The 20,888-nt window shown below is 56.6% G+C and carries 24 protein-coding genes; 18 read left to right on the plus strand and 6 right to left on the minus strand.

Translation table 11 applies throughout. The features are described from left to right. Positions 1 to 190 precede the first annotated feature (190 nt). The 3 genes from FJW00_RS22135 to FJW00_RS22145 form a co-directional block, all read right to left on the minus strand. A complete protein-coding gene (locus FJW00_RS22135) occupies positions 191 to 1,060 on the minus strand; it encodes a phosphoribulokinase (RefSeq protein ID WP_009087643.1) in 870 nt (289 codons plus the stop codon). Positions 1,061 to 1,121: 61 nt separating this feature from the next. Then, positions 1,122 to 1,340, minus strand: a complete 219-nt coding sequence (locus FJW00_RS22140) for a YheU family protein (protein ID WP_009087640.1) — start codon at positions 1,338 to 1,340, stop codon at positions 1,122 to 1,124. Between the two features lie 4 nt (positions 1,341 to 1,344). Further along, entirely contained in the window at positions 1,345 to 2,361 is a 1,017-nt protein-coding gene (locus tag FJW00_RS22145; protein ID WP_046100708.1) for a hydrolase, read from the minus strand. A gap of 58 nt (positions 2,362 to 2,419) precedes the next feature. Here FJW00_RS22145 and FJW00_RS22150 point away from each other — a divergent pair, with 58 nt between their 5' ends. Continuing rightward, entirely contained in the window at positions 2,420 to 3,022 is a 603-nt protein-coding gene (locus FJW00_RS22150) for a LysE family translocator (RefSeq protein ID WP_009087637.1), read from the plus strand. 1 nt (position 3,023) lies between these two features. On the opposite strand, the gene FJW00_RS22155 is transcribed toward FJW00_RS22150, so the two are convergent. Next, positions 3,024 to 4,004 carry a LacI family DNA-binding transcriptional regulator gene (locus FJW00_RS22155; RefSeq protein WP_009087636.1) on the minus strand — a complete coding sequence of 327 codons (981 nt, stop codon included), beginning with the start codon at positions 4,002 to 4,004 and terminating at the stop codon, positions 3,024 to 3,026. 238 nt (positions 4,005 to 4,242) lie between these two features. Between FJW00_RS22155 and tauA the strand changes: the two genes are divergently transcribed. The 4 genes from tauA to tauD are packed head-to-tail and all read left to right on the plus strand — an operon-like array spanning position 4,243 to position 7,657. Then, complete coding sequence (tauA, locus tag FJW00_RS22160) at positions 4,243 to 5,220, plus strand: taurine ABC transporter substrate-binding protein (protein ID WP_009087634.1); 978 nt, start codon at positions 4,243 to 4,245, stop codon at positions 5,218 to 5,220. Between the two features lie 9 nt (positions 5,221 to 5,229). Beyond that, positions 5,230 to 5,997: a taurine ABC transporter ATP-binding subunit gene (gene tauB, locus FJW00_RS22165; RefSeq protein ID WP_009087632.1), complete on the plus strand. Its 768-nt coding sequence runs from the start codon at positions 5,230 to 5,232 to the stop codon at positions 5,995 to 5,997. Continuing rightward, a complete protein-coding gene (gene tauC / locus FJW00_RS22170) occupies positions 5,994 to 6,821 on the plus strand; it encodes a taurine ABC transporter permease TauC (protein ID WP_009087631.1) in 828 nt (275 codons plus the stop codon). The genes tauB and tauC overlap by 4 nt, the downstream gene beginning before the upstream one ends. Then, a complete protein-coding gene (gene tauD, locus FJW00_RS22175) occupies positions 6,818 to 7,657 on the plus strand; it encodes a taurine dioxygenase (RefSeq protein ID WP_046100704.1) in 840 nt (279 codons plus the stop codon). The genes tauC and tauD overlap by 4 nt, the downstream gene beginning before the upstream one ends. 42 nt (positions 7,658 to 7,699) lie before the next feature. Here tauD and FJW00_RS22180 read toward each other — a convergent pair whose 3' ends face one another. Next, a complete protein-coding gene (locus FJW00_RS22180) occupies positions 7,700 to 9,604 on the minus strand; it encodes an ABC transporter ATP-binding protein (RefSeq protein ID WP_140925665.1) in 1,905 nt (634 codons plus the stop codon). A gap of 112 nt (positions 9,605 to 9,716) precedes the next feature. Between FJW00_RS22180 and kefG the strand changes: the two genes are divergently transcribed. The 4 genes from kefG to slyD all read left to right on the plus strand — a co-directional run bounded on the left by kefG (position 9,717) and on the right by slyD (position 13,050). After that, the gene (gene kefG / locus FJW00_RS22185; RefSeq protein ID WP_009087624.1) at positions 9,717 to 10,268 is read left to right on the plus strand and encodes a glutathione-regulated potassium-efflux system ancillary protein KefG; all 552 of its coding nucleotides are present in this window, start codon (positions 9,717 to 9,719) and stop codon (positions 10,266 to 10,268) included. Next, positions 10,269 to 12,074, plus strand: coding sequence for a glutathione-regulated potassium-efflux system protein KefB (gene kefB / locus FJW00_RS22190; RefSeq protein WP_046100702.1), 1,806 nt, complete (start codon positions 10,269 to 10,271; stop codon positions 12,072 to 12,074). 23 nt (positions 12,075 to 12,097) lie between these two features. Beyond that, positions 12,098 to 12,292, plus strand: coding sequence for a YheV family putative zinc ribbon protein (locus FJW00_RS22195; RefSeq protein WP_046100701.1), 195 nt, complete (start codon positions 12,098 to 12,100; stop codon positions 12,290 to 12,292). Between the two features lie 197 nt (positions 12,293 to 12,489). Continuing rightward, the gene (slyD, locus tag FJW00_RS22200) at positions 12,490 to 13,050 is read left to right on the plus strand and encodes a peptidylprolyl isomerase (protein ID WP_009087618.1); all 561 of its coding nucleotides are present in this window, start codon (positions 12,490 to 12,492) and stop codon (positions 13,048 to 13,050) included. Between the two features lie 92 nt (positions 13,051 to 13,142). Here slyD and FJW00_RS22205 read toward each other — a convergent pair whose 3' ends face one another. After that, on the minus strand, positions 13,143 to 13,361 hold the full coding sequence (locus FJW00_RS22205) for a SlyX family protein (RefSeq protein WP_009087615.1): 219 nt from the start codon (positions 13,359 to 13,361) through the stop codon (positions 13,143 to 13,145). A gap of 269 nt (positions 13,362 to 13,630) precedes the next feature. On the opposite strand from FJW00_RS22205, the gene fkpA reads away from it, so the two are divergent. The 9 genes from fkpA to tuf all read left to right on the plus strand — a co-directional run. Further along, on the plus strand, positions 13,631 to 14,476 hold the full coding sequence (gene fkpA, locus FJW00_RS22210) for an FKBP-type peptidyl-prolyl cis-trans isomerase (RefSeq protein WP_111207896.1): 846 nt from the start codon (positions 13,631 to 13,633) through the stop codon (positions 14,474 to 14,476). Between the two features lie 166 nt (positions 14,477 to 14,642). Continuing rightward, positions 14,643 to 15,365, plus strand: a complete 723-nt coding sequence (locus FJW00_RS22215) for a helix-turn-helix transcriptional regulator (protein WP_009087612.1) — start codon at positions 14,643 to 14,645, stop codon at positions 15,363 to 15,365. Beyond that, positions 15,365 to 15,751, plus strand: a complete 387-nt coding sequence (gene tusD, locus FJW00_RS22220; RefSeq protein WP_058957833.1) for a sulfurtransferase complex subunit TusD — start codon at positions 15,365 to 15,367, stop codon at positions 15,749 to 15,751. The genes FJW00_RS22215 and tusD overlap by 1 nt, the downstream gene beginning before the upstream one ends. After that, a complete protein-coding gene (gene tusC, locus FJW00_RS22225; RefSeq protein WP_140925666.1) occupies positions 15,751 to 16,110 on the plus strand; it encodes a sulfurtransferase complex subunit TusC in 360 nt (119 codons plus the stop codon). Before tusD ends, tusC begins: the two co-directional genes overlap by 1 nt. A gap of 9 nt (positions 16,111 to 16,119) precedes the next feature. Further along, on the plus strand, positions 16,120 to 16,407 hold the full coding sequence (gene tusB / locus FJW00_RS22230) for a sulfurtransferase complex subunit TusB (RefSeq protein WP_046100699.1): 288 nt from the start codon (positions 16,120 to 16,122) through the stop codon (positions 16,405 to 16,407). Between the two features lie 124 nt (positions 16,408 to 16,531). After that, on the plus strand, positions 16,532 to 16,906 hold the full coding sequence (gene rpsL / locus FJW00_RS22235; RefSeq protein WP_003852912.1) for a 30S ribosomal protein S12: 375 nt from the start codon (positions 16,532 to 16,534) through the stop codon (positions 16,904 to 16,906). Between the two features lie 96 nt (positions 16,907 to 17,002). Continuing rightward, a complete protein-coding gene (gene rpsG / locus FJW00_RS22240) occupies positions 17,003 to 17,473 on the plus strand; it encodes a 30S ribosomal protein S7 (RefSeq protein WP_009087603.1) in 471 nt (156 codons plus the stop codon). Between the two features lie 93 nt (positions 17,474 to 17,566). Further along, positions 17,567 to 19,681: an elongation factor G gene (gene fusA / locus FJW00_RS22245; RefSeq protein WP_009087601.1), complete on the plus strand. Its 2,115-nt coding sequence runs from the start codon at positions 17,567 to 17,569 to the stop codon at positions 19,679 to 19,681. A 68-nt stretch (positions 19,682 to 19,749) separates the two neighbouring features. Then, the coding region (gene tuf / locus FJW00_RS22250; protein WP_140925667.1) for an elongation factor Tu at positions 19,750 to 20,888 on the plus strand (1,139 nt) is incomplete at its 3' end.

Raw genomic sequence — 20,888 nt, forward strand, 5'->3', positions numbered from 1 at the left:
GTAGCCGGGCCAACACGTTGCGTTGTTCAAAAACGCTCCCGGCGTTTTTATCCGGGCGGCGGGACGCTTTCCTCTTCTGACCCGGTTCCCTGCGTGTTGAACTTATATGCTCCCTGAAGCCTGCTCAGCGGTTGCCACATTTACCCTGTGTCAGTTTTGTCATCCGTTTGAAAAGGCCCTTTATGGCCGCTCACTCTATCCGTTTACCTTCCATCAGCCGCTTCACCAGCGGCCCCATGATCAGCTCCATCGCCAGCCCCATTTTACCGCCGGGCACTACCAGCGTATTGATGTGCGAGATAAACGACCCCTGCAGCATCGCCAGCAGATAGGGGAAGTCGATATCCTCCAATCCCTGGAAGTGGATTACCACAAAGCTCTCATCCAGTGACGGGATAGCGCGGGCGGCAAACGGGTTCGAAGTATCCACGGTCGGGACGCGCTGAAAGTTAATATGGGTGCGGGAGAACTGGGGCGTAATGAAGTTGATGTAATCCTCCATCGACCGCACCACCGAATCCATCACTGCCTCGCGGGAGTGGCCGCGCTCGCTGGTGTCCCGCACCAGCTTCTGAATCCATTCAAGGTTAACAATCGGCACCACGCCCACCAGCAGATCCACCTGTTCTGCGACGTTATGCTGCGCGGTGACCACGCCGCCATGCAGGCCTTCATAGAACAGAATATCGGTGTCCTGCGGCAGCGGCTGCCACGGCGTAAAGGTGCCAGGCACCTGATTCCACGGCACCGCCTCATCATAGGTGTGCAGATATTTACGCGACTGGCCCTGTCCGCTTTGACCATACTCTTTGAAACTCTGCTCCAGCAGGCCAAAGTCGTTGGCCTCCGGGCCGAAATAGCTGACGTGACGTCCTAAATCGCGCGCTTTACGAATCGCCATATCCATTTCAGGGCGGGTAAAGCGGTGAAAGCTGTCGCCTTCCAGCTCCGCCGCATGCAGATTTAGCTGCTGGAAGATTTTGCGAAACGCGAGGCTGGTGGTGGTGGTTCCTGCGCCGCTGGAACCGGTCACCGCGATAATGGGATGACGAGCAGACATAGAAAAGCTCCCTGTGTGGTCGGGCAATGAGCATTGTTATCATGAAATGCCCGCCGGTGCATCAGCCGCGAAATTCTTTGCGCGGCATAATATTGACCGACTCATGCAGTTCCGACCATACCAGCACCACTTCGCCAGACTCCAGCTGCCGACGCACATCCGCGACCTTGTCGACCAGGCTGCGCTCCTGTTCGCCATAGTCGGTGCCTTCGCGCAGCACAAACGTTTCAATCAGGTTTTCGAGGGTCTCCGGGGAGACCTGTTGCCAGGGAATAATCACGCGATCAGTTATCCAGAATAGGGGCGATCCACTGGGGGATGCGCTGTTCCAGCCACATTTCGGGCTGACGTAACGTCCCACCGACAAAGCCGACATGGCCGCCGTGTGGGCTCAGTTGATAAGTAATAGTGGCAGATAATTGGCTGCTGTGCGGGATCACCTCATCGCTCATAAAGGGATCGTCTTTCGCATGGATGATCAGCAGCGGTGTTTCGACCTGCTTCAGCCACGGCATGGCGCTGGCACGCTGATAGTAGTCGGTCGCATCCGCAAACCCGTGGGCACGGGCCGTGATCGCGTCATCAAAATCACGCAGTCGCCGCAGGGCTTTCAGTTGCGCCAGGTTGACCGGCAGCGTATCCGGCCAGGCGTGTAGCTTGCGGCGGGCATTTTTCTTCAGTTGCGCCAGCAGATAGTACTGATAGACGCGGGAAAAGCCGCGCTCCAGTCTCAGGCTGCAGGGTTCCAGCTGCAGCGGGGCGGAGACGATCACGCCCGCATCAACCCCGGCGTCTGCACCCTGCTGACCCAGCAGGCAGCCCAGCATATTGCCGCCCAGCGAGAAGCCTACGGCGGCGGTGGGCACGCGTCCCCAGCGGCGGTGCAGCCACTGCAGGAAAAAGCGGGCATCGTCAGTCTCGCCGGAGTGATAGATCCGGTTCAGCCGGTTAGGCTCGCCGCTGCAGCCGCGAAAATGCATCACCACCGCCAGCCAGCCGCGCGCACGGCAGATTGCCATCAGGCCATGGATATAGGGGCTGTGAAAACTCCCCTCCAGACCGTGAAACAGCACCACACGCGGTTTATGCTGCGCCGTGTGCGGATCTTCGCTCCAGGCGAGGTCGACAAAATCGCCATCCGGCAGATCGAGACGCTGCCAGTGGGGCTGGAGAGTGACATGGCGCCGCAACAGGCGCGGCAGCACGGTCTGCAGATGCGCATTACGCAGTGAGCCCGGCGGGATAAAGCGCTCATTTCCGGGTCCGGTAAATTTCATGGGGTAAAAGCTTGTCTGTTCCATATCACACTGTTAGCTTCGAAAGGTTTTTTCTTGCAGGGGTAAGGAGTACCCGATTGCCATGGAACTGAGTCTTTTCTTATCGATGTTAGGGTTTCTCTGGGTCGCTGCCATTACGCCAGGCCCTAATAATATGTTACTCACCGCCTCGGGCGCTAATTTTGGCTTTGTGCGCACCATTCCGCTGATGATTGGCATCATGATCGGCATGCAGGTGATGTTGCTGATGGTGGCCTTTGGAGTGGGTGGCCTGATCCTGCTCTATCCGTCACTGCATCTGATGCTGAAAATCGCCGGCAGCCTCTATCTGCTCTGGCTGGCGTGGAAAATCGCCACAGCCAGCTATGAAAAGCTGGAAACTGACCAGGGCCCGGACGCGCCGATGCCGTTCTGGCAGGGGGGCGTGCTGCAGCTGATCAACCCCAAAGCCTGGCTGATGGCGCTGGGTGCGGTCGCCAGCTTCAGCCTGGCAGGGGACGCTTATCGCCATTCGATTGCCGCGATAAGCATCGGCATGTTTATGGTCAATCTGCTGTCGGGCGCAATCTGGATGGGATTCGGCGCGATGATTGGCCGCATTCTGCGCAGCCGTCGCGCCTGGAAAATCTTCAACCTCGCCATGGGGCTGCTGACTGCCGCCTGCGTGCTGTTAATCTGGCACTGAGTTAACTGGATGCGCGTTCAACGCGCGTCCAGGGCAGCACTTCGCGAACTACTGGCGCGTTCGGATTACGGATCTTCTGCAACAGCAGCTGCACGCTGCGAGCGCCCAGCTGGTTCATCGGCTGTTCGATGGTGGTCAGCGGCGGATTCAGGCTGCGGGTGAACGGAATCCCATCAAAACCGACCACCGCCAGATCTTCCGGTACGCGCAGACCTGCCTCCAGTGCCGCATGCACCACGCCCACCGCCAGCACATCGGAAACCGCAAACACCGCATCCGGCGGTTCCGGCAGCGCCAGCAGCTCCTTCACGGCCTGACTGCCCGCCTCAGGGGAAATTTCATCGGTATAAGCGACGCCAGACCAGGGATACTCCAGCTCTTCCAGTGCCTGCCGGTAGCCCTTTTCACGATGATGTGAATAGAGGTAGCGCATATCGCCATTCACCAGCCCGATGCGTTTACGTCCTTTACCGGCCAGGTAATGGACGGTGTCACGCGCAGCTTCAAGATGATCGATGGTGACCGAGGAGGCGGGGATCGTCGGATCAAACTCGCAGCACTGCACCCACGGCGCACCGGCGATCAGCGCCTGCAAATCCTGCAAGCCCGACGCGGCATCCATGGTAATCACGCCATCCACCACTTTTCCGGTCAGCAAACTCAGATAGGCGGCTTCCCGCTGCAGTTGCGAAGCGGAGTTGCAGAGCAGGATGTGATAGCCATGCAGCTCGGCTTCTGCCTCTATCCCCTGCACCACGCGAGAGCAGAAGGGATTGGTGATATCTGAGATCAGCACCAGCAGCATGTGGCTTTGCGCCGTACGCAGCTGACGTGCCAGTAAGTTGGGCTGATAGTCGCAGGCAGAGATCGCCGCCAGAACTTTCTCACGCGTATCGGGCTTGACGCCAGGATGCGCGTTGAGTACCCGCGATACCGTGGCTTTGGAGACGCCAGCCAGCTGAGCGACTTTCTCAATCGACATCGGGTTACTGAGACCTTAACAGGCAATGAATGGGAACACATATCAATATCACAGGGACAATGTGAGCGCCTGACATTTTTGCTTACTTTAGCTATTTTCAGCATTTGCGATTTCTGACTTAGGTTTGCAGATAGTGATCTAAGAACTTATTTCTATTAGGGATAATTTTTAATTCCTTTATGAAACTATAGTGCGCAGAGACACTGCCCCCACGATAAAAAAACAGGGGAAAACGATCATGGCAACAACACGTTTCACACTTTTAGCCGCCGCGCTGGCGCTGCTGGCTTTCCGGGCTGATGCGGTGAATGTCACCGTGGCCTACCAGACTTCCGCCGAACCGGCAAAAGTGGCGCAGGCGGACAACAGTTTTGCCAAAGATAGCGGGGCCAGCGTCGACTGGCGTAAGTTTGACAGCGGCGCGGGCGTATTACGTGCGCTGGCCTCCGGTGACGTCCAGATTGGTAATATCGGTTCCAGTCCGTTAGCAGTGGCCGCGGCGCAGAAGCTGCCGATTGAAGCCTTTTTACTCGCGTCGCAGCTGGGTAATTCGGAAGCCCTGGTCGTCAAAAAGAGCATCACCTCCCCGAAAGATCTTATCGGCAAGCGCATCGCGGTGCCGTTCATCTCCACCACCCACTACAGCCTGCTGGCTGCGCTGAAACACTGGGGCATTAAGCCGTCGCAGGTTCAGCTGGTCAATCTGCAGCCGCCCGCGATTATTGCTGCCTGGCAGCGCGGCGATATTGACGGGGCCTATGTCTGGGCACCCGCGGTGAATGAGCTGGAAAAAGAGGGCAGGGTATTAACCGACTCTTCGCAGGTGGGGAGCTGGGGATCACCGACGCTGGATGTCTGGGTCGTACGCAAAGATTTTGCCGAACAGCATCCGGAGATCGTCACTGCCTTTGCCCGCAGCGCTATCGAGGCGCAACAGGCCTACCTGAAGAGTCCCGACAGCTGGCTGAAGCAGCCTGAAAACCTCAGCAAACTGTCACGCCTGAGCGGGGTGCCGGAAGCGCAGGTGCCGGACCTGGTGAAGGGGAATACCTATCTGACGGCGCAGCAGCAGGTTGAGCAGCTGGGCAAGCCAGTCAATAAAGCGATTGTCGATACCGCGCAGTTTCTGAAAGCGCAGGGCCGAGTGCCACAGGCCGATAACGACTACAGCAGCTACGTCACTTCCCGCTTCGTCGCGCCACTCGTTAAACAGTAAGGAGGCACTATGCTGCGCATCGCTCACCTTAATGCACGGTATGCCGGGCAGCCGGTGTTGCAGGATATCAACCTGCAACTGGACAGCCAGGAACTGCTGGTGGTACTGGGCCCCTCCGGCTGCGGCAAAACCACGCTGCTGAATCTGGTCGCCGGATTCCTGCCGGTTGAGTCGGGCTCCATTACGCTGGATAACCAGCCGGTGACCGGACCGGGCGCGGAGCGCGGCGTGGTGTTTCAGAATGAGGGGCTGCTGCCATGGCGCAACGTCCTGGATAATGTCGCGTTTGGCCTGCAGCTGGCCGGGATGCCCCGCCAGCCGCGTGAGGCGGTGGCGCGCCGCCTGATCAGACAGGTGGGGCTGGAAGGGGCGGAGAAGCGCGCCATCTGGCAGCTCTCTGGCGGTCAGCGTCAGCGGGTAGGCATCGCACGCGCGCTGGCGACCGATCCGCAACTGCTGCTGCTGGATGAACCCTTCGGTGCGCTGGATGCGTTTACCCGCGAACAGATGCAGACCCTGCTGCTGACGCTGTGGCGTGACAGCGGTAAACAGATCCTGCTGATTACGCACGACATTGAAGAGGCGATTTTCCTCGCCAGCGAACTGATTCTGCTCTCACCCGGACCGGGCCGCATTGTCGAGCGGCTGCGCCCCGATTTTGGCCGGCGCTTTGCCGCGGGTGAATCGTGCCGCAGCATCAAATCCGATCCGCAGTTTATCGCCCAGCGCGAGTATGTGCTGAGCCGGGTGTTTGATCAGCGGGAGGCATTTGCATGAGCGCGCTTATCAACGACAAATCTCTGCCGGTGCGCCGTCGGCTGCGCTGGCCTTTCTCAACTGCCCTGACGCTGAGCCTGCTGAGCCTCTCTCTGCTGTTACTGCTCTGGTGGGGCGTGACCGCGCTGGGCCTGATCGCGCCGCTGTTTCTGCCATCGCCGCAGCAGGTGTTCAGCAAGCTGCTGCTGATTGCCAGCGCACAGGGGTTTATGGATGCCACGCTCTGGCAGCATCTGGCCGCCAGCCTGACGCGCATGCTGATTGCGCTGACCGCTGCTGCCGCCATCGGTATTCCGACCGGCATTCTGATGGGCCTCAGCCCGGTTGCGCGTGGACTGCTCGATCCGCTGATTGAGCTTTATCGCCCGATTCCGCCTCTCGCCTATCTGCCCCTGATGGTGATCTGGTTCGGCATCGGCGAAACCTCAAAAATTCTGCTGATCTATCTGGCCATCTTCGCACCGGTGACGCTCTCCACCCTGGCCGGGGTACGAAACACACAGCCGGTGCGGCTGCGGGCGGCCCGCTCGCTGGGGGCTAACCGCTGGCAACTGCTGCGCTGGGTGATTCTGCCGGGTGCGCTGCCGGAGATCCTGACCGGACTGCGCATCGGTCTGGGCGTGGGCTGGTCGACGCTGGTGGCGGCTGAACTGATTGCCGCCACGCGAGGACTGGGGTTTATGGTGCAGTCGGCCGGAGAGTTTCTTGCCACCGATGTGGTGCTGGCAGGTATCGCGGTGATAGCCGTTATCGCTTTTAGCTTAGAACTCGGGCTCCGCGCATTGCAGCGCCGTCTGACGCCCTGGAGTGGAGAACAATCATGAGTGAACGTCTCAGTTTTACCCCGCTTGGCCCCTATATTGGCGCACAGGTTTCTGACCTGGATGTCTCGCGCCCCCTGAGCGATGCGCAGTTTGAGCAGCTCTATCACGGCCTGCTGCGTCATCAGGTGCTGTTTCTGCGCGATCAGCAGATTACGCCGGAGCAGCATCGCGCGCTGGCAGTGCGCTTCGGTGACCTGCATATTCATCCGGTCTATCCGCATGCGGAAGGCGTGGAGGAGATTATCGTGCTGGATACCCACCAGGATAACCCGCCGGATAATGATAACTGGCACACCGACGTCACCTTTATCGACACGCCGCCCGCGATTGCGCTGCTGGCTTCTAAGGTGCTACCGGCGGCGGGCGGCGATACGCTCTGGACCAGCGGGATAGCGGCTTACGAGGCGCTCTCTGAACCCTTTAAGCAACTGCTGACGGGCCTGAGTGCGGAACACGATTTTAAAAAGTCCTTTCAGGAGTATAAGTACCGCAAAACCCCGGAGGAGCATCAGCGCTGGCAGCAGGCGGTCGATAAACATCCGCCGGTGCAGCATCCGGTGATCCGCACCCATCCGGTCAGCGGCAAAAAAGCCCTGTTTGTGAATGAGGGGTTCACGACGCGAATCGTGGAGTTAAGTGAGAAGGAGAGTGATGCGGTATTGCGCTTTCTGTTCGCTCACGCCACCAAACCGGAGTTTCAGGTGCGCTGGCGCTGGCAGCCCAACGATCTGGCTATCTGGGATAATCGGGTCACGCAGCACTACGCCAATGCCGACTACTATCCGGCGCGCCGGATTATGCAGCGGGCCACCGTCCTGGGCGACAGACCCCGTTAAGCGCACAGCCTTCTCCCTGCGCGCAGGGAGAAGGCCAGCCCGTCAGGACGCCATCATCTGTTCGAGCTGCTCCTGCGCCTCCAGCCACGCCATCTCCACCTCTTCCAGCGCCGATTTACTCTCTGCCTGACGCTGCAGCGCGGTGGTCAGATCCGCTTTGCGGCCAGGATCATAAATGGCACTGTCCGAAAGCTGAGCTTCGGCATCGGCCAGCTGGCTCTGCCATTTGCTCATCTGCTTTTCCAGCTTTTCGATCTCTTTACGCAGCGGCTGAGTCTGCGCACGCAGTTCGGCATCGCGGCGCTTCTGATCTTTTCGCGCCTGGGCGCTGTTGCCGTTGTCCTGCTTTGGCGCGGCCTCCTGTTGCGCCTGCTGCTTCTGCAGATCGCTCAGCCACTGCTGATAATCTTCGAGGTCGCCGGCAAAGACATCCACTTTGCCGTCGTGCACCAGATAGAGATCGTCCGTGGTGGCGCGCAGCAGATGGCGATCGTGCGACACCACCACCAGCGCGCCTTCGAAGTCGATCAGCGCCTCCGTCAGCGCCTGGCGCATATCCAGATCAAGGTGGTTAGTCGGTTCATCCAGCAGCAGCAGGTTAGGGCGCTGCCAGACAATCAGTGCCAGCACCAGGCGCGCTTTCTCACCGCCGGAGAAGCGTTCGGTGATTTCCGTGACTTTATCGCCGCGGAAGTCAAAGCCGCCCAGATAGTCGCGCAGCTGCTGCTCCAGCACGTTCGGCGCAATGCGCGCCAGATGCTGCAGCGGGGACTCGTCGGCCCGCAGGTACTCGAGCTGATGCTGGGCGAAGTAACCGAGCTTGATCCCTTTCGCCAGGCCAATCCTGCCCTCCATCGCCTCCAGCTCGCCCGCCAGGAGCTTAATCAGGGTCGATTTACCCGCCCCGTTGCGGCCCAGCAGACCAATGCGCGAACCCGGCACCAGGTTGAGCTTAATGGCGTCGAGAATGATGCGATCGCCATACCCCGCCGTGACCTTCTCCATCTTCAGAATCGGGTTGGGCAGGTTTTCCGGCTTACGGAAGGTGAAGCTGAATGGGTTATCGACATGGGCAGGCGCAATCATCTCCATGCGCTCCAGCATTTTGATGCGGCTCTGCGCCTGTTTCGCCTTGGAGGCTTTGGCACGGAAGCGGTCAATGTAGCTGTGCAGATGCGCCACCTTCTCCTGTTGACTCTCATACAGCGACTGCTGCTGAGCCAGTTTGGCGACGCGCTGCCGCTCAAAGGAGGTGTAGTTGCCGGTATATTCGAACATCGACGCCTGTTCGATATGAATGATTTTGTCGACCACCGGATCGAGAAAGTCACGGTCATGCGAGATCAGGATCAGGGTACCTTCGTAACTCTTCAGCCAGCGCTCCAGCCAGATCACCGCATCAAGATCGAGGTGGTTGGTCGGTTCATCCAGCAACAGCAGATCGGAGCGGCAGATCAGCGCCTGAGCCAGATTGAGGCGCATCCGCCAGCCACCGGAGAAGTCGCTGACCGGGCGCTGCAGCTGCTCCTGACTGAAGCCCAGACCATGCAGCAGGCTGGCGGCGCGCGCATGGATACTCCACGCCTGCACCGCATCAAGCTTGCCGTGCAGCAGGGCGATCGCATTGCCGTCGTCCCGCCGGTTCGCCTCCACCAGTTCAGCCTCAAGCTGGCGATAGTCGCGGTCGCCATCAATCACATACTCCAGCGCGGCTTTGTCCAGCGCGGGGGTTTCCTGGTTAACCCAGGCCAGCGCCCAGTGAGCAGGAAAGGTGACGGTGCCGGCATCGCTGGTGATCTCACCTTTTAACAGCGACAGCAGCGTGGATTTTCCACAGCCGTTTTTACCCACCAGCCCGACCTTCTGACCGGGATTAATGGTGGCGGTGGCATTGTCGAGCAGGACGCGGATGCCGCGGCGAATTTGTAAGGCAGAGAAGACAATCATGTAAGCGCCGTATCGTCAGAATATGTTAATTTACTGGCAACATAATGAGATTTTGCTGCGTCGTGCATGGTAGCCGAAAACCGCACCAATGACGACGCTTTGGAGGGAAAGGATGTCGCAGCCACCCCGCGTGTTACTGCTTTTTGCTCATCCGGAATTACAGGATTCCGTCGCTAACCGGATTTTGTTGCAGTCGGCGCAGGCGCTGGAACACGTCACCGTACACGATCTGTACGCCACCTATCCGGATTTTTTTATCGATATTCATCATGAACAGCAGCTGCTGCGCGAACATGATGTCATCATTTTTCAGCATCCGCTCTATACCTATAGCTGTCCGGCCCTGCTGAAAGAGTGGCTGGACCGGGTGCTGTCGCGCGGTTTTGCCAGTGGCGTGGATGGCAATGCGCTGGAAGGAAAATACTGGCGCAGCGTTGTGACGACCGGGGAGCCGGAGAGCGCCTTTAAACAGCAGGGGCTGAACCGCTATTCACTCAATGACATCATGCGGCCCTTTGAGCTGACCGCGCAGATGTGCCGCATGCACTGGATGCCGCCGATGATCGTCTACTGGGCGCGTCGGCAGAGTCCTGAACTGATGAAAAATTATGCCCGCGCCTATGGCGAGTGGCTCGCAGCTCCGCTGCCGAATGGAGGGATATAGATGGAAGGGCAAACGCTGCTGACCGCCGGGGTGATTTATCTGGTCGCGGCGGTATTAATTGTACCGGTGGCGGCTCGCCTCGGGATTGGTGCTGTACTGGGCTATCTGGTGGCGGGGATCGCTATCGGCCCGTGGGGATTAGGTTTTATCAGCGACGTCGATGAGATTCTCCATTTCTCGGAACTGGGCGTGGTTTTCCTGATGTTTATTATTGGCCTGGAGCTGAACCCGGCAAAGCTGTGGGCGCTGCGCCGCTCCATTTTTGGTGTCGGCGCGGCGCAGGTCATCTTCTCTGCGGCGATTCTGGGCGGCCTGCTGTGGCTGACCGACTTTAGCTGGCAGGCGGCGGTCATCGGCGGCATCGGCCTGGCGATGTCCTCAACCGCGATGGCGCTGCAGCTGATGATGGATAAAGGCATGAACCGCAGCGAAGCGGGGCAGCTGGGCTTTTCGGTGCTGCTGTTTCAGGATATCGCGGTGATCCCGGCCCTGGCGCTGATTCCGCTGCTGGCGGGCACCGACAGCGGCCATATTGACTGGATGAAAGTCGGCATGAAGGTGCTGGCGTTCGCAGGCATGCTGGTGGGGGGACGCTATCTGCTGCGGCCTATCTTCCGCTATATCGCCGCATCAGGTGTCCGTGAGGTCTTTACCGCCGCCTCGCTGCTGCTGGTGCTGGGCTCCGCGCTGTTTATGGATGCGCTGGGTCTGTCGATGGCGCTGGGCACCTTTATCGCGGGGATCCTGCTGGCAGAGAGTGAATACCAGCATGAGCTGGAGGTGGCGATTGACCCTTTCAAAGGGTTGCTGCTGGGCCTGTTCTTTATTTCCGTTGGCATGGCGCTCAACCTCGGTGTGCTCTATACCCATATTGTGACCATCCTGCTCGGCGTGGTGACGCTGGTGGCGGTGAAAACGCTGGTGCTCTATCTGCTGGCGCGTATTTATGGCTTACGCAGTTCCGAGCGGCAGCAGTTTGCCGGCGTGCTGAGTCAGGGGGGCGAGTTCGCCTTTGTGCTCTTTTCCGCGGCCTCTTCGGCGAAGCTCTTCTCCGGCGATCAGCTGCCGATGCTGCTGGTGACCGTCACCCTGTCGATGATGACCACGCCTCTGCTGATGCAGGGCATTGATCGTCTGCTGGCGCATCGCTTCAATGAGCCCGATGAAGAAGCAGAGAAGCACTTTGTTGAAGACGATCAGCCGCAGGTGATTGTGGTGGGCTTTGGTCGCTTCGGCCAGGTGGTCGGCCGCTTGCTGATGGCGAACAACAAACGCATCACCGTGCTGGAGCGCGACATCAGTGCGGTAAGCCTGATGCGCAAATATGGCTACAAGGTCTATTACGGCGACGCCACCGAGCTGGAGTTATTGCGCGCGGCGGGCGCAGCCAGCGCGCAGTCGATTGTGATCACCTGTAATGAACCGGAAGATGTGATGACCATCGTGCACTTATGCCAGCAGCACTTCCCGCAGCTGCAGATTCAGGCGCGCGCCCGGGGCCGTGTCGAGGCACACGAACTGCTGCAGGCTGGCGTGACGCAGTTCTCACGTGAAACCTTCTCCAGTGCGCTGGAGCTGGGACGCAAGACGCTGATGTCACTGGGGATGCACCCGCATCAGGCGCATCGCGCCCAGCAGCATTTCCGCCGGCTCGATATGCGGATGTTGCGTGAACTGATGCCCAGCCTCTCTGAAAGTGCGCAGGCGTCGCGCGTGCGTGAAGCGCGGCGGGAACTGGAAGATATCTTCCAGCGCGAAATGCAGCGCGAAAAGCGGCAGATCGATGGCTGGGATGATGATCAATAACCTTTTAAAACAGGCTGAAGCTCATGCGTAAACGTTTTATTGCTGGTGCGACATGCCCGCACTGCCAGGAGAAGGACACGCTGGCGATGTGGCGTGAAAATAGTGTCGATGTCGTGGAGTGCGTGAAGTGCGGACATCAGATGCGCGAAGCGGATAAACAGGCGCGCGATCAGGTTCGCACTAACGAGCAGGTTATCGGGATTTTCCATCCCGAGTAGCGAAGTGACGCAGCTTTTTTTACGCTTAAACTTACAGCGGGATTGAATTCCGTTACAATTGACGCCATTAACGCTGTGGTCGCAAGAGAAAGTGAAACCCCTCTTGCACTCAGCCCCGAACCTTTCTGGTTGGTGTTATTGCACGCAAGAATAGACCAATGAGACGGGATCTTAGTTCTCAACGGTTAGGAGATATCATGAAAGTAGCAAAAGACCTGGTGGTAAGCCTGGCCTATCAGGTACGTACAGAAGACGGCGTGTTAGTTGACGAGTCACCGGTGAGCGCACCGTTAGACTATCTGCACGGTCATGGTTCCCTGATTTCTGGTCTGGAAAATGCGCTGGAAAACCACGTTGCCGGCGACAAATTTGACGTGCATATCCCGGCAAACGATGCTTACGGTCAGTATGACGATAACCTGGTGCAGCGTGTTCCTAAAGATGTCTTCATGGGCGTCGACGAACTGCAGGTTGGTATGCGCTTCCTGGCAGAAACCGATCAGGGTCCGGTTCCGGTTGAAATCACCGAAGTGGAAGACGATCACGTCGTGGTTGATGGTAACCACATGCTGGCGGGTCAGAACCTGAACTTCAACGTTGAAGTGGTTGCGATTCGTGAAGCGACGCCGGAAGAACTGGCTCACGGCCATGTTCACGGTGCAGACGGTCATCATCATGACCACGATCACGGCCATGATCACGACCACGATCACGGTAAAGGCGGTTGTGGCACTGGCGGTTGCGGCTGCAGCCACTAAGTCTGACAACCGGTTAAGGCCACCTTCGGGTGGCCTTTCTTTTGGCGGCTATCCGGCGCTGGCCCGGACGGACAGGGGCCGACAGCGCGCGATCAGTAGTGTGGCGGCGGCGTCTCTTCAGACTGTGAGGCCACCAGTGAGGTTGCGTTCGCTTTGAGCTTGTCGGTTAAGAGGCGTATCTGCTCACGCATTTTACTCATCTCCAGCTCGTGCTGAACAACGGCGCTGTTCAGCTGCTCAATGGTCATCTCCTGAAAGGCCAGTTTGCTCTCTAACGTCTCCAGACGCTGTTCCCACTCAGACTGTTGCATGACCTGTTCCTCTGTTAAGGTGCGACTCAGGGCGTGATTCTACGACCTGAACGCCAGGAATCACCTGTTTTTTTCATGCCCGAAGGCGTTGCGCTTGAAAAAAGGTGGCGCGGCATCATCTCTGATGAAACTTCCCGCTGTTATAAAGGTCGGAGGTTAACCGGGTAATTACATTGTGGGAGTGTTCGACACTGCCACGTAAAGTTATAGTGTGGACCCTGAAGTCCGCAATGTTTCCCGAGGTTAGACGCTTCGGTTTTGGAGAATGGATGAAATCACTGTTTAAAGTCACATTGTTAGCTACCACCATGGCTGTTGCGCTGAATGCTCCGCTGGCTATGGCGGCTGAAACCGCTGCGGCTCCTCAGGCTGCCCCGGCTGCTGCGCCACAGTCTGCGCCTCAGGCACCGAAAAATGCGGCTTTCAAAGATGAAGACCAGCAGTCAGCCTATGCACTGGGTGCTTCACTGGGTCGCTACATGGACAACTCCCTGAAGGAGCAGGAAAAACTGGGCATCAAACTGGATAAGCAGCAGCTGATCGCGGGCGTCCAGGATGCATTCGGTGGCAAGAGCAAACTCTCTGATGAAGAGATTGAGCAGACACTGCAGGCGTTCGAAGGCCGCGTGAAAGGCGCAGCCTCTGCGAAAATGGAAAAAGATGCGAAAGAGAATGCTGAAAAGGGCACGGCTTACGCGACCAAATTCGCCAAAGAGAGTGGCGTGAAGAAAACGGAAACCGGCCTGCTCTATAAAGTTGAGAAAGAGGGCAGCGGCGACGCACCAAAAGATAGCGACACTGTGGTGGTTAACTACAAAGGTACCCTGATTGATGGTACTGAGTTTGACAACTCTTACACCCGTGGCGAGCCTCTCTCTTTCCGTCTGGATGGCGTCATTCCGGGCTGGACCGAAGGCCTGAAGCACGTGAAGAAAGGGGGCAAGATCAAGCTGGTCATCCCACCACAGCTGGCTTACGGCAAAAATGGCGTTCCGGGTATTCCGGCTAACTCCACGCTGGTGTTTGATGTTGAGCTGCTTGATATCAAACCGGCCCCAAAAGCCGATGAAAAAGCACAGGCGCCTGCGCCTGCTGCCGCAGAAAAAGCGCAGTAATCTGCTGACCGCCGCCTCCGGGCGGCGGTTTCATTTCGCCTTCACGACAAACCTCTGGCATAAGCCGACGACATTTGCCAGACTAATGCCTGCCTAATTATCCCAACATTGAGTCTGCCCATAAGCCGCTGTGACAGGCTCCAGCCATTCAGGGTGATACTCTTCAATGTCTAATCCATTCAATCCGGGTGAACTGAGCGACTTCGATCTTCTGGAGCAGCGCCCGTTCGAACAAACTGATTACGATATTCTGAAATCGTACGAGGCTGTCGTGGATGGCCTGGCGATGTTGATCGGTTCGCATTGTGAAATCGTCCTGCATTCGCTGGAAGATCTTAAGTGTTCAGCCGTTCGCATCGCCAATGGAGAGCACACGGGCCGTAAGGTCGGTTCGCCTATCACCGATCTGGCGCTGCGGATGCTGCATGATATGCATGGCGCGGACAGTAATGTTTCCCGTGCCTACTTCACGCGCGCCAAAAGCGGCGTGCTGATGAAGTCCGTGACCATCGCGATTCGTAACCGTCAGCAGCGGGTTATCGGCCTGCTCTGTATCAACATGAATCTTGATGTGCCGTTCTCGCAGATTATGTCGACCTTTATGCCGCCCGAGATGCAGCAGGTTGACTCCAGCGTTAACTTCGCCAGTTCGGTCGATGACCTGGTTATGCAGACCCTGGAGTTTACGATTGAAGAGGTCAGCGCTGACCGCAATGTCTCCAACAACGCCAAGAACCGTCAGATTGTGCTCAACCTGTATGAAAAGGGGATCTTCGACATTAAGGATGCCATCAACCAGGTCGCTGACCGGCTGAACATCTCGAAGCACACCGTCTATCTCTACATCCGCCAGTTTAAAAATGGCGATTTTCAGGGACAGGATCGCTGATGCGTTACACCCTGCTGGTGACCGGCCCGGCCTACGGCACGCAACAGGCAACCAGTGCCTGGCTGTTTGCCCGGGCACTGCTGGCGGCGGGTCATCAGCTTGAAAGCGTTTTCTTCTATCGTGAAGGGGTGCTCAACGCTAACCAGCTGACGGCACCAGCCAGCGACGAGTTTGATCTGGTGCGGGCATGGCAGGCATTGCATCAGGAGCAGGGGGTCGTATTGAATATTTGTGTGGCGGCCGCACTGCGGCGTGGAATCAGCGACCCGCAGGAGGCAGCTCGTCTGCACCTGGCGGCCAGTAACCTGCAGCCGGGATTTACCCTGAGCGGGCTGGGTGCGCTGGCCGAAGCGGCGCTGAGCTGTGAACGCATGGTGCAGTTCTGATGAATCGGGTTGCCTTTGTCTTTACCCGTGCGCCCCATGGCAGCAGCGCAGGGCGTGAGGGGCTGGATGCCGCACTGGCAACGGGCGCACTCAGCGACGATATCGGCCTGTTCTTTATCGGCGATGGAGTGCTGCAGCTTAATCTGCAGCAGCAACCTGAACGCATAAAAAGCCGTCACTATGCCGCGACGTTTGGCGTGCTGGCACTTTATGACATTGAGCAGTGCTATCTCTGCCGGACATCACTGATTGCGCGCGGACTGGACGCTGACGCCGGGCGGCTGCTGGACGTGACGCTACTGGACGCGCCGGAACTGCGCCAGCGGCTGGCCAGCTTCGATCGCATTCTGACTTTTTAAGAGGCGCAAATGCTGCATACTCTGATGCACTCTCCGTCGCACAGCGACCTCGACACGCTGTTATTAATGGCGGAAGCCGGTGATGATCTGCTGCTGCTACAGGATGGTGTGCTGGCTGCCGTGGCTGGCAGTCGGGCATGGGTTCAGCTGTCAGCCTGCAAAGCGACGCTGTGGGTTCTGGACGAAGATGTCCAGGCGCGCGGGCTGTCTGGACAAATTTCGACCACTGTGCGGTCCGTAGACTATAATGGCTTTGTCACGCTAACGATCAGGCATCCGCAACAAATGGTCTGGTAATCGGCTAAAACCTGGTTATTTCTTGACACCCTTTTGACGCAGCCCTAAAATTCTGCCTCCTCGTAATTCTACGAGGCGATTTATTACGTGTTTACGAAGCAAAAGCAAATCCAGGAGCTATTTAATGGCAACAGTTAACCAGCTGGTTCGCAAACCACGCGTCCGCAAAGTTGCAAAGAGCAACGTGCCGGCGCTGGAAGCTTGCCCGCAAAAACGTGGCGTTTGTACTCGTGTGTACACCACCACTCCTAAAAAACCTAACTCCGCACTGCGTAAAGTTTGCCGTGTGCGTCTGACCAACGGTTTTGAAGTGACTTCCTACATCGGTGGTGAAGGTCACAACCTGCAGGAGCACTCCGTGATCCTGATCCGTGGCGGTCGTGTAAAAGACCTGCCAGGTGTGCGTTACCACACCGTTCGTGGCGCGCTGGACTGCTCAGGTGTTAAAGACCGTAAGCAGGCTCGCTCCAAGTACGGCGTGAAGAAGCCAAAGGCTTAATGGTTCTCCGTTAAGTAAGGCCAAACGTTTTAAATTAAATGTCAAAATAAACTCATAGAGTTTTGGACAATCCTGAATTAACAACGGAGTATTTCCATGCCACGTCGTCGCGTCATTGGTCAGCGTAAAATTCTGCCAGATCCTAAGTTCGGATCAGAGCTGCTGGCCAAATTTGTAAATATCCTGATGGTAGATGGTAAAAAATCTACTGCAGAATCTATCGTTTATACCGCGCTTGAGACCCTGGCTCAGCGTTCAGGTAAAAACTCCCTGGAAGCCTTTGAAGTAGCACTGGAAAACGTGCGCCCGACTGTCGAAGTTAAGTCACGTCGCGTTGGTGGTTCTACCTATCAGGTACCAGTTGAAGTCCGTCCGGTTCGTCGTAATGCCCTGGCAATGCGCTGGATCGTAGATGCTGCTCGTAAACGTGGTGATAAATCAATGGCTCTTCGCCTGGCGAACGAACTTTCTGATGCTGCAGAGAACAAAGGTACTGCAGTTAAGAAACGTGAAGACGTTCATCGCATGGCAGAAGCCAACAAGGCGTTCGCACACTACCGCTGGTAACAGTCGCGTAGTTATTGTTAAACCAGCGGGCGCCCAAACGGCCAACCCGCTGGGGTTGACTAATTTTGAACGTCCGAAAAACCGAGGAATAAAATGGCTCGTAAAACACCCATTGCTCGCTACCGTAACATCGGTATCAGTGCGCACATCGACGCCGGTAAAACTACCACTACCGAACGTGTTCTGTTCTACACCGGTGTAAACCACAAAATCGGTGAAGTACACGACGGCGCAGCAACCATGGACTGGATGGAGCAGGAACAGGAACGTGGTATTACTATCACCTCCGCTGCGACCACCTGTTACTGGTCTGGTATGGCTAAGCAGTTCGAACCACACCACATCAATATCATCGACACCCCAGGACACGTTGACTTCACCATCGAAGTAGAACGTTCTATGCGTGTTCTTGATGGCGCGGTAATGGTTTACTGTGCAGTTGGTGGCGTTCAGCCACAGTCTGAAACCGTATGGCGTCAGGCTAACAAATACAAAGTTCCACGCATTGCGTTCGTTAACAAAATGGACCGCATGGGTGCAAACTTCCTGAAAGTTGTTAACCAGATGGAAGTTCGTCTGGGTGCAACTCCAGTTCCTCTGCAGCTGGCTATCGGCGCAGAAGAGAAATTCACCGGTGTTGTTGACCTGGTGAAAATGAAAGCAATCAACTGGAACGACGAAGACCAGGGTGTAACCTTTGTTTACGAAGATATCCCGGCTGATATGCAGGAACTGGCTGAAGAATGGCGCGGCAAGCTGATCGAAGCAGCAGCAGAAGCCTCTGAAGAGCTGATGGAGAAATTCTTCAGCGGTGAAGAGCTGAGCGAAGAAGAGATCAAAACTGCTCTGCGTAAGCGCGTTCTGAACAACGAAATCATCCTGGTAACCTGTGGTTCTGCATTTAAGAACAAAGGTGTTCAGGCGATGCTGGATGCCGTTGTTGAATATCTGCCAGCACCGACTGACGTTACCGCGATCAACGGTATGCTGGACGACGGTAAAGACACGCCGGCTGTTCGTCACTCAGACGACAACGAGCCGTTTGCTGCACTGGCGTTCAAAATCGCTACCGACCCGTTTGTAGGTAACCTGACCTTCTTCCGCGTTTACTCTGGTGTTGTTAACACTGGTGACACCGTGTTCAACCCGGTTAAGTCAAACCGTGAGCGTCTGGGCCGTATCGTTCAGATGCACGCTAACAAGCGTGAAGAAATTAAAGAAGTCCGTGCGGGTGATATCGCCGCTGCAATCGGCCTGAAAGATGTGACCACTGGTGATACCCTGTGTGACCCGGATAACGTCATCATCCTTGAGCGCATGGAGTTCCCTGAGCCAGTGATCTCAATCGCTGTTGAGCCGAAAACCAAAGCTGACCAGGAAAAAATGGGTCTGGCTCTGGGCCGTCTGGCGAAAGAAGACCCATCATTCCGCGTATGGACTGATGAAGAATCTAACCAGACCATCATCGCCGGTATGGGTGAGCTGCACCTCGACATCATCGTTGACCGTATGAAGCGTGAATTCAACGTGGAAGCAAACGTGGGTAAACCACAGGTTGCTTACCGTGAAGCGATCCGCACTAAAGTTACCGACGTTGAAGGTAAACACGCCAAGCAGTCTGGTGGTCGTGGTCAGTACGGTCATGTTGTTATCGACATGTACCCACTGGAGCCAGGTTCGAACCCGAAAGGCTACGAATTTGTCAACGACATCAAAGGTGGTGTGATTCCTGGTGAATACATCCCTGCGGTTGATAAAGGTATCCAGGAGCAGCTGAAATCAGGCCCACTGGCTGGTTATCCGGTTGTGGATCTGGGCGTGCGTCTGCACTTCGGTTCTTACCATGATGTCGACTCCTCTGAGCTGGCGTTTAAACTGGCCGCGTCTATCGCCTTCAAACAAGGCTTTAAACAAGCGCAGCCGGTTCTGCTTGAGCCTATCATGAAGGTTGAAGTAGAGACTCCGGAAGAGAACACGGGTGATGTCATCGGTGACCTTAGCCGTCGTCGTGGTATGCTTAAAGGGCAGGAATCTAACGCTACTGGCGTTCAGATTCACGCTGAAGTTCCGCTGTCTGAAATGTTCGGATACGCAACTCAGCTGCGTTCTCTGACTAAAGGTCGTGCTTCTTACTCCATGGAGTTCCTGAAGTATGACGATGCGCCGAACAACGTAGCGCAGGCCGTTATTGAAGCTCGTAGCAAATAAGCTACGGTTTAAATTTGAACTGATGCCTTCACCCACGTGGTGAAGGCACAACGTAAGGAATTATCGCCATGGCGAAAGAGCAATTTCAGCGTAACAAACTGCACGTAAACGTGGGCACCATCGGTCACGTCGACCACGGTAAAACCACCCTGACCGCAGCTATCACCACCGTACTGTCTAAGACTTACGGCGGCCAGGCGCGTGCATTCGATCAGATCGATAACGCACCAGAAGAGAAAGCACGTGGTATCACCATCAACACTTCACACGTTGAGTATGAAACCCCGACTCGTCACTATGCACACGTTGACTGCCCAGGCCACGCCGACTATGTGAAAAACATGATCACCGGTGCTGCGCAGATGGACGGCGCGATCCTGGTTGTTGCTGCGACTGATGGCCCAATGCCACAGACCCGTGAGCACATCCTGCTGGGTCGTCAGGTTGGCGTTCCTTACATCATCGTGTTCCTGAACAAGTGTGACATGGTTGATGATGAAGAGCTGCTGGAACTGGTTGAGATGGAAGTGCGTGACCTGCTGTCAGCCTATGACTTCCCAGGCGACGACACTCCAATCGTTCGTGGTTCTGCTCTGAAAGCGCTGGAAGGCGACGCTGAGTGGGAAGCGAAAATCATCGAGCTGGCTGAGCACCTGGACAACTACATCCCAGAGCCACAGCGTGCGATCGACATGCCGTTCCTGCTGCCAATCGAAGACGTATTCTCAATCTCTGGCCGTGGTACCGTTGTTACCGGTCGTGTTGAGCGCGGTATCGTTAAAGTCGGCGACGAAGTTGAAATCGTAGGTATCAAAGATACTGCGAAATCAACCTGTACCGGTGTTGAGATGTTCCGTAAGCTGCTGGACCAGGGTCAGGCAGGCGAAAACTGTGGTGTTCTGCTGCGCGGTATCAAGCGTGAAGACATCCAGCGTGGTCAGGTTCTGGCTAAGCCAGGCACCATCAAGCCACACACCCAGTTCGAGTCAGAAGTTTACGTTCTGTCTAAAGACGAAGGTGGCCGCCATACTCCGTTCTTCAAGGGCTACCGTCCACAGTTCTACTTCCGTACCACTGACGTGACCGGTTCAGTAGAGCTGCCAGAAGGCGTTGAAATGGTAATGCCAGGCGACAACATCAAAATGGTTGTTACCCTGATCCACCCAATCGCAATGGACGAAGGTCTGCGCTTCGCAATCCGCGAAGG

It is taken from the genome of Pantoea anthophila, from assembly GCF_006494375.1.
Classification (GTDB): Bacteria; Pseudomonadota; Gammaproteobacteria; order Enterobacterales; family Enterobacteriaceae; genus Pantoea; species Pantoea anthophila.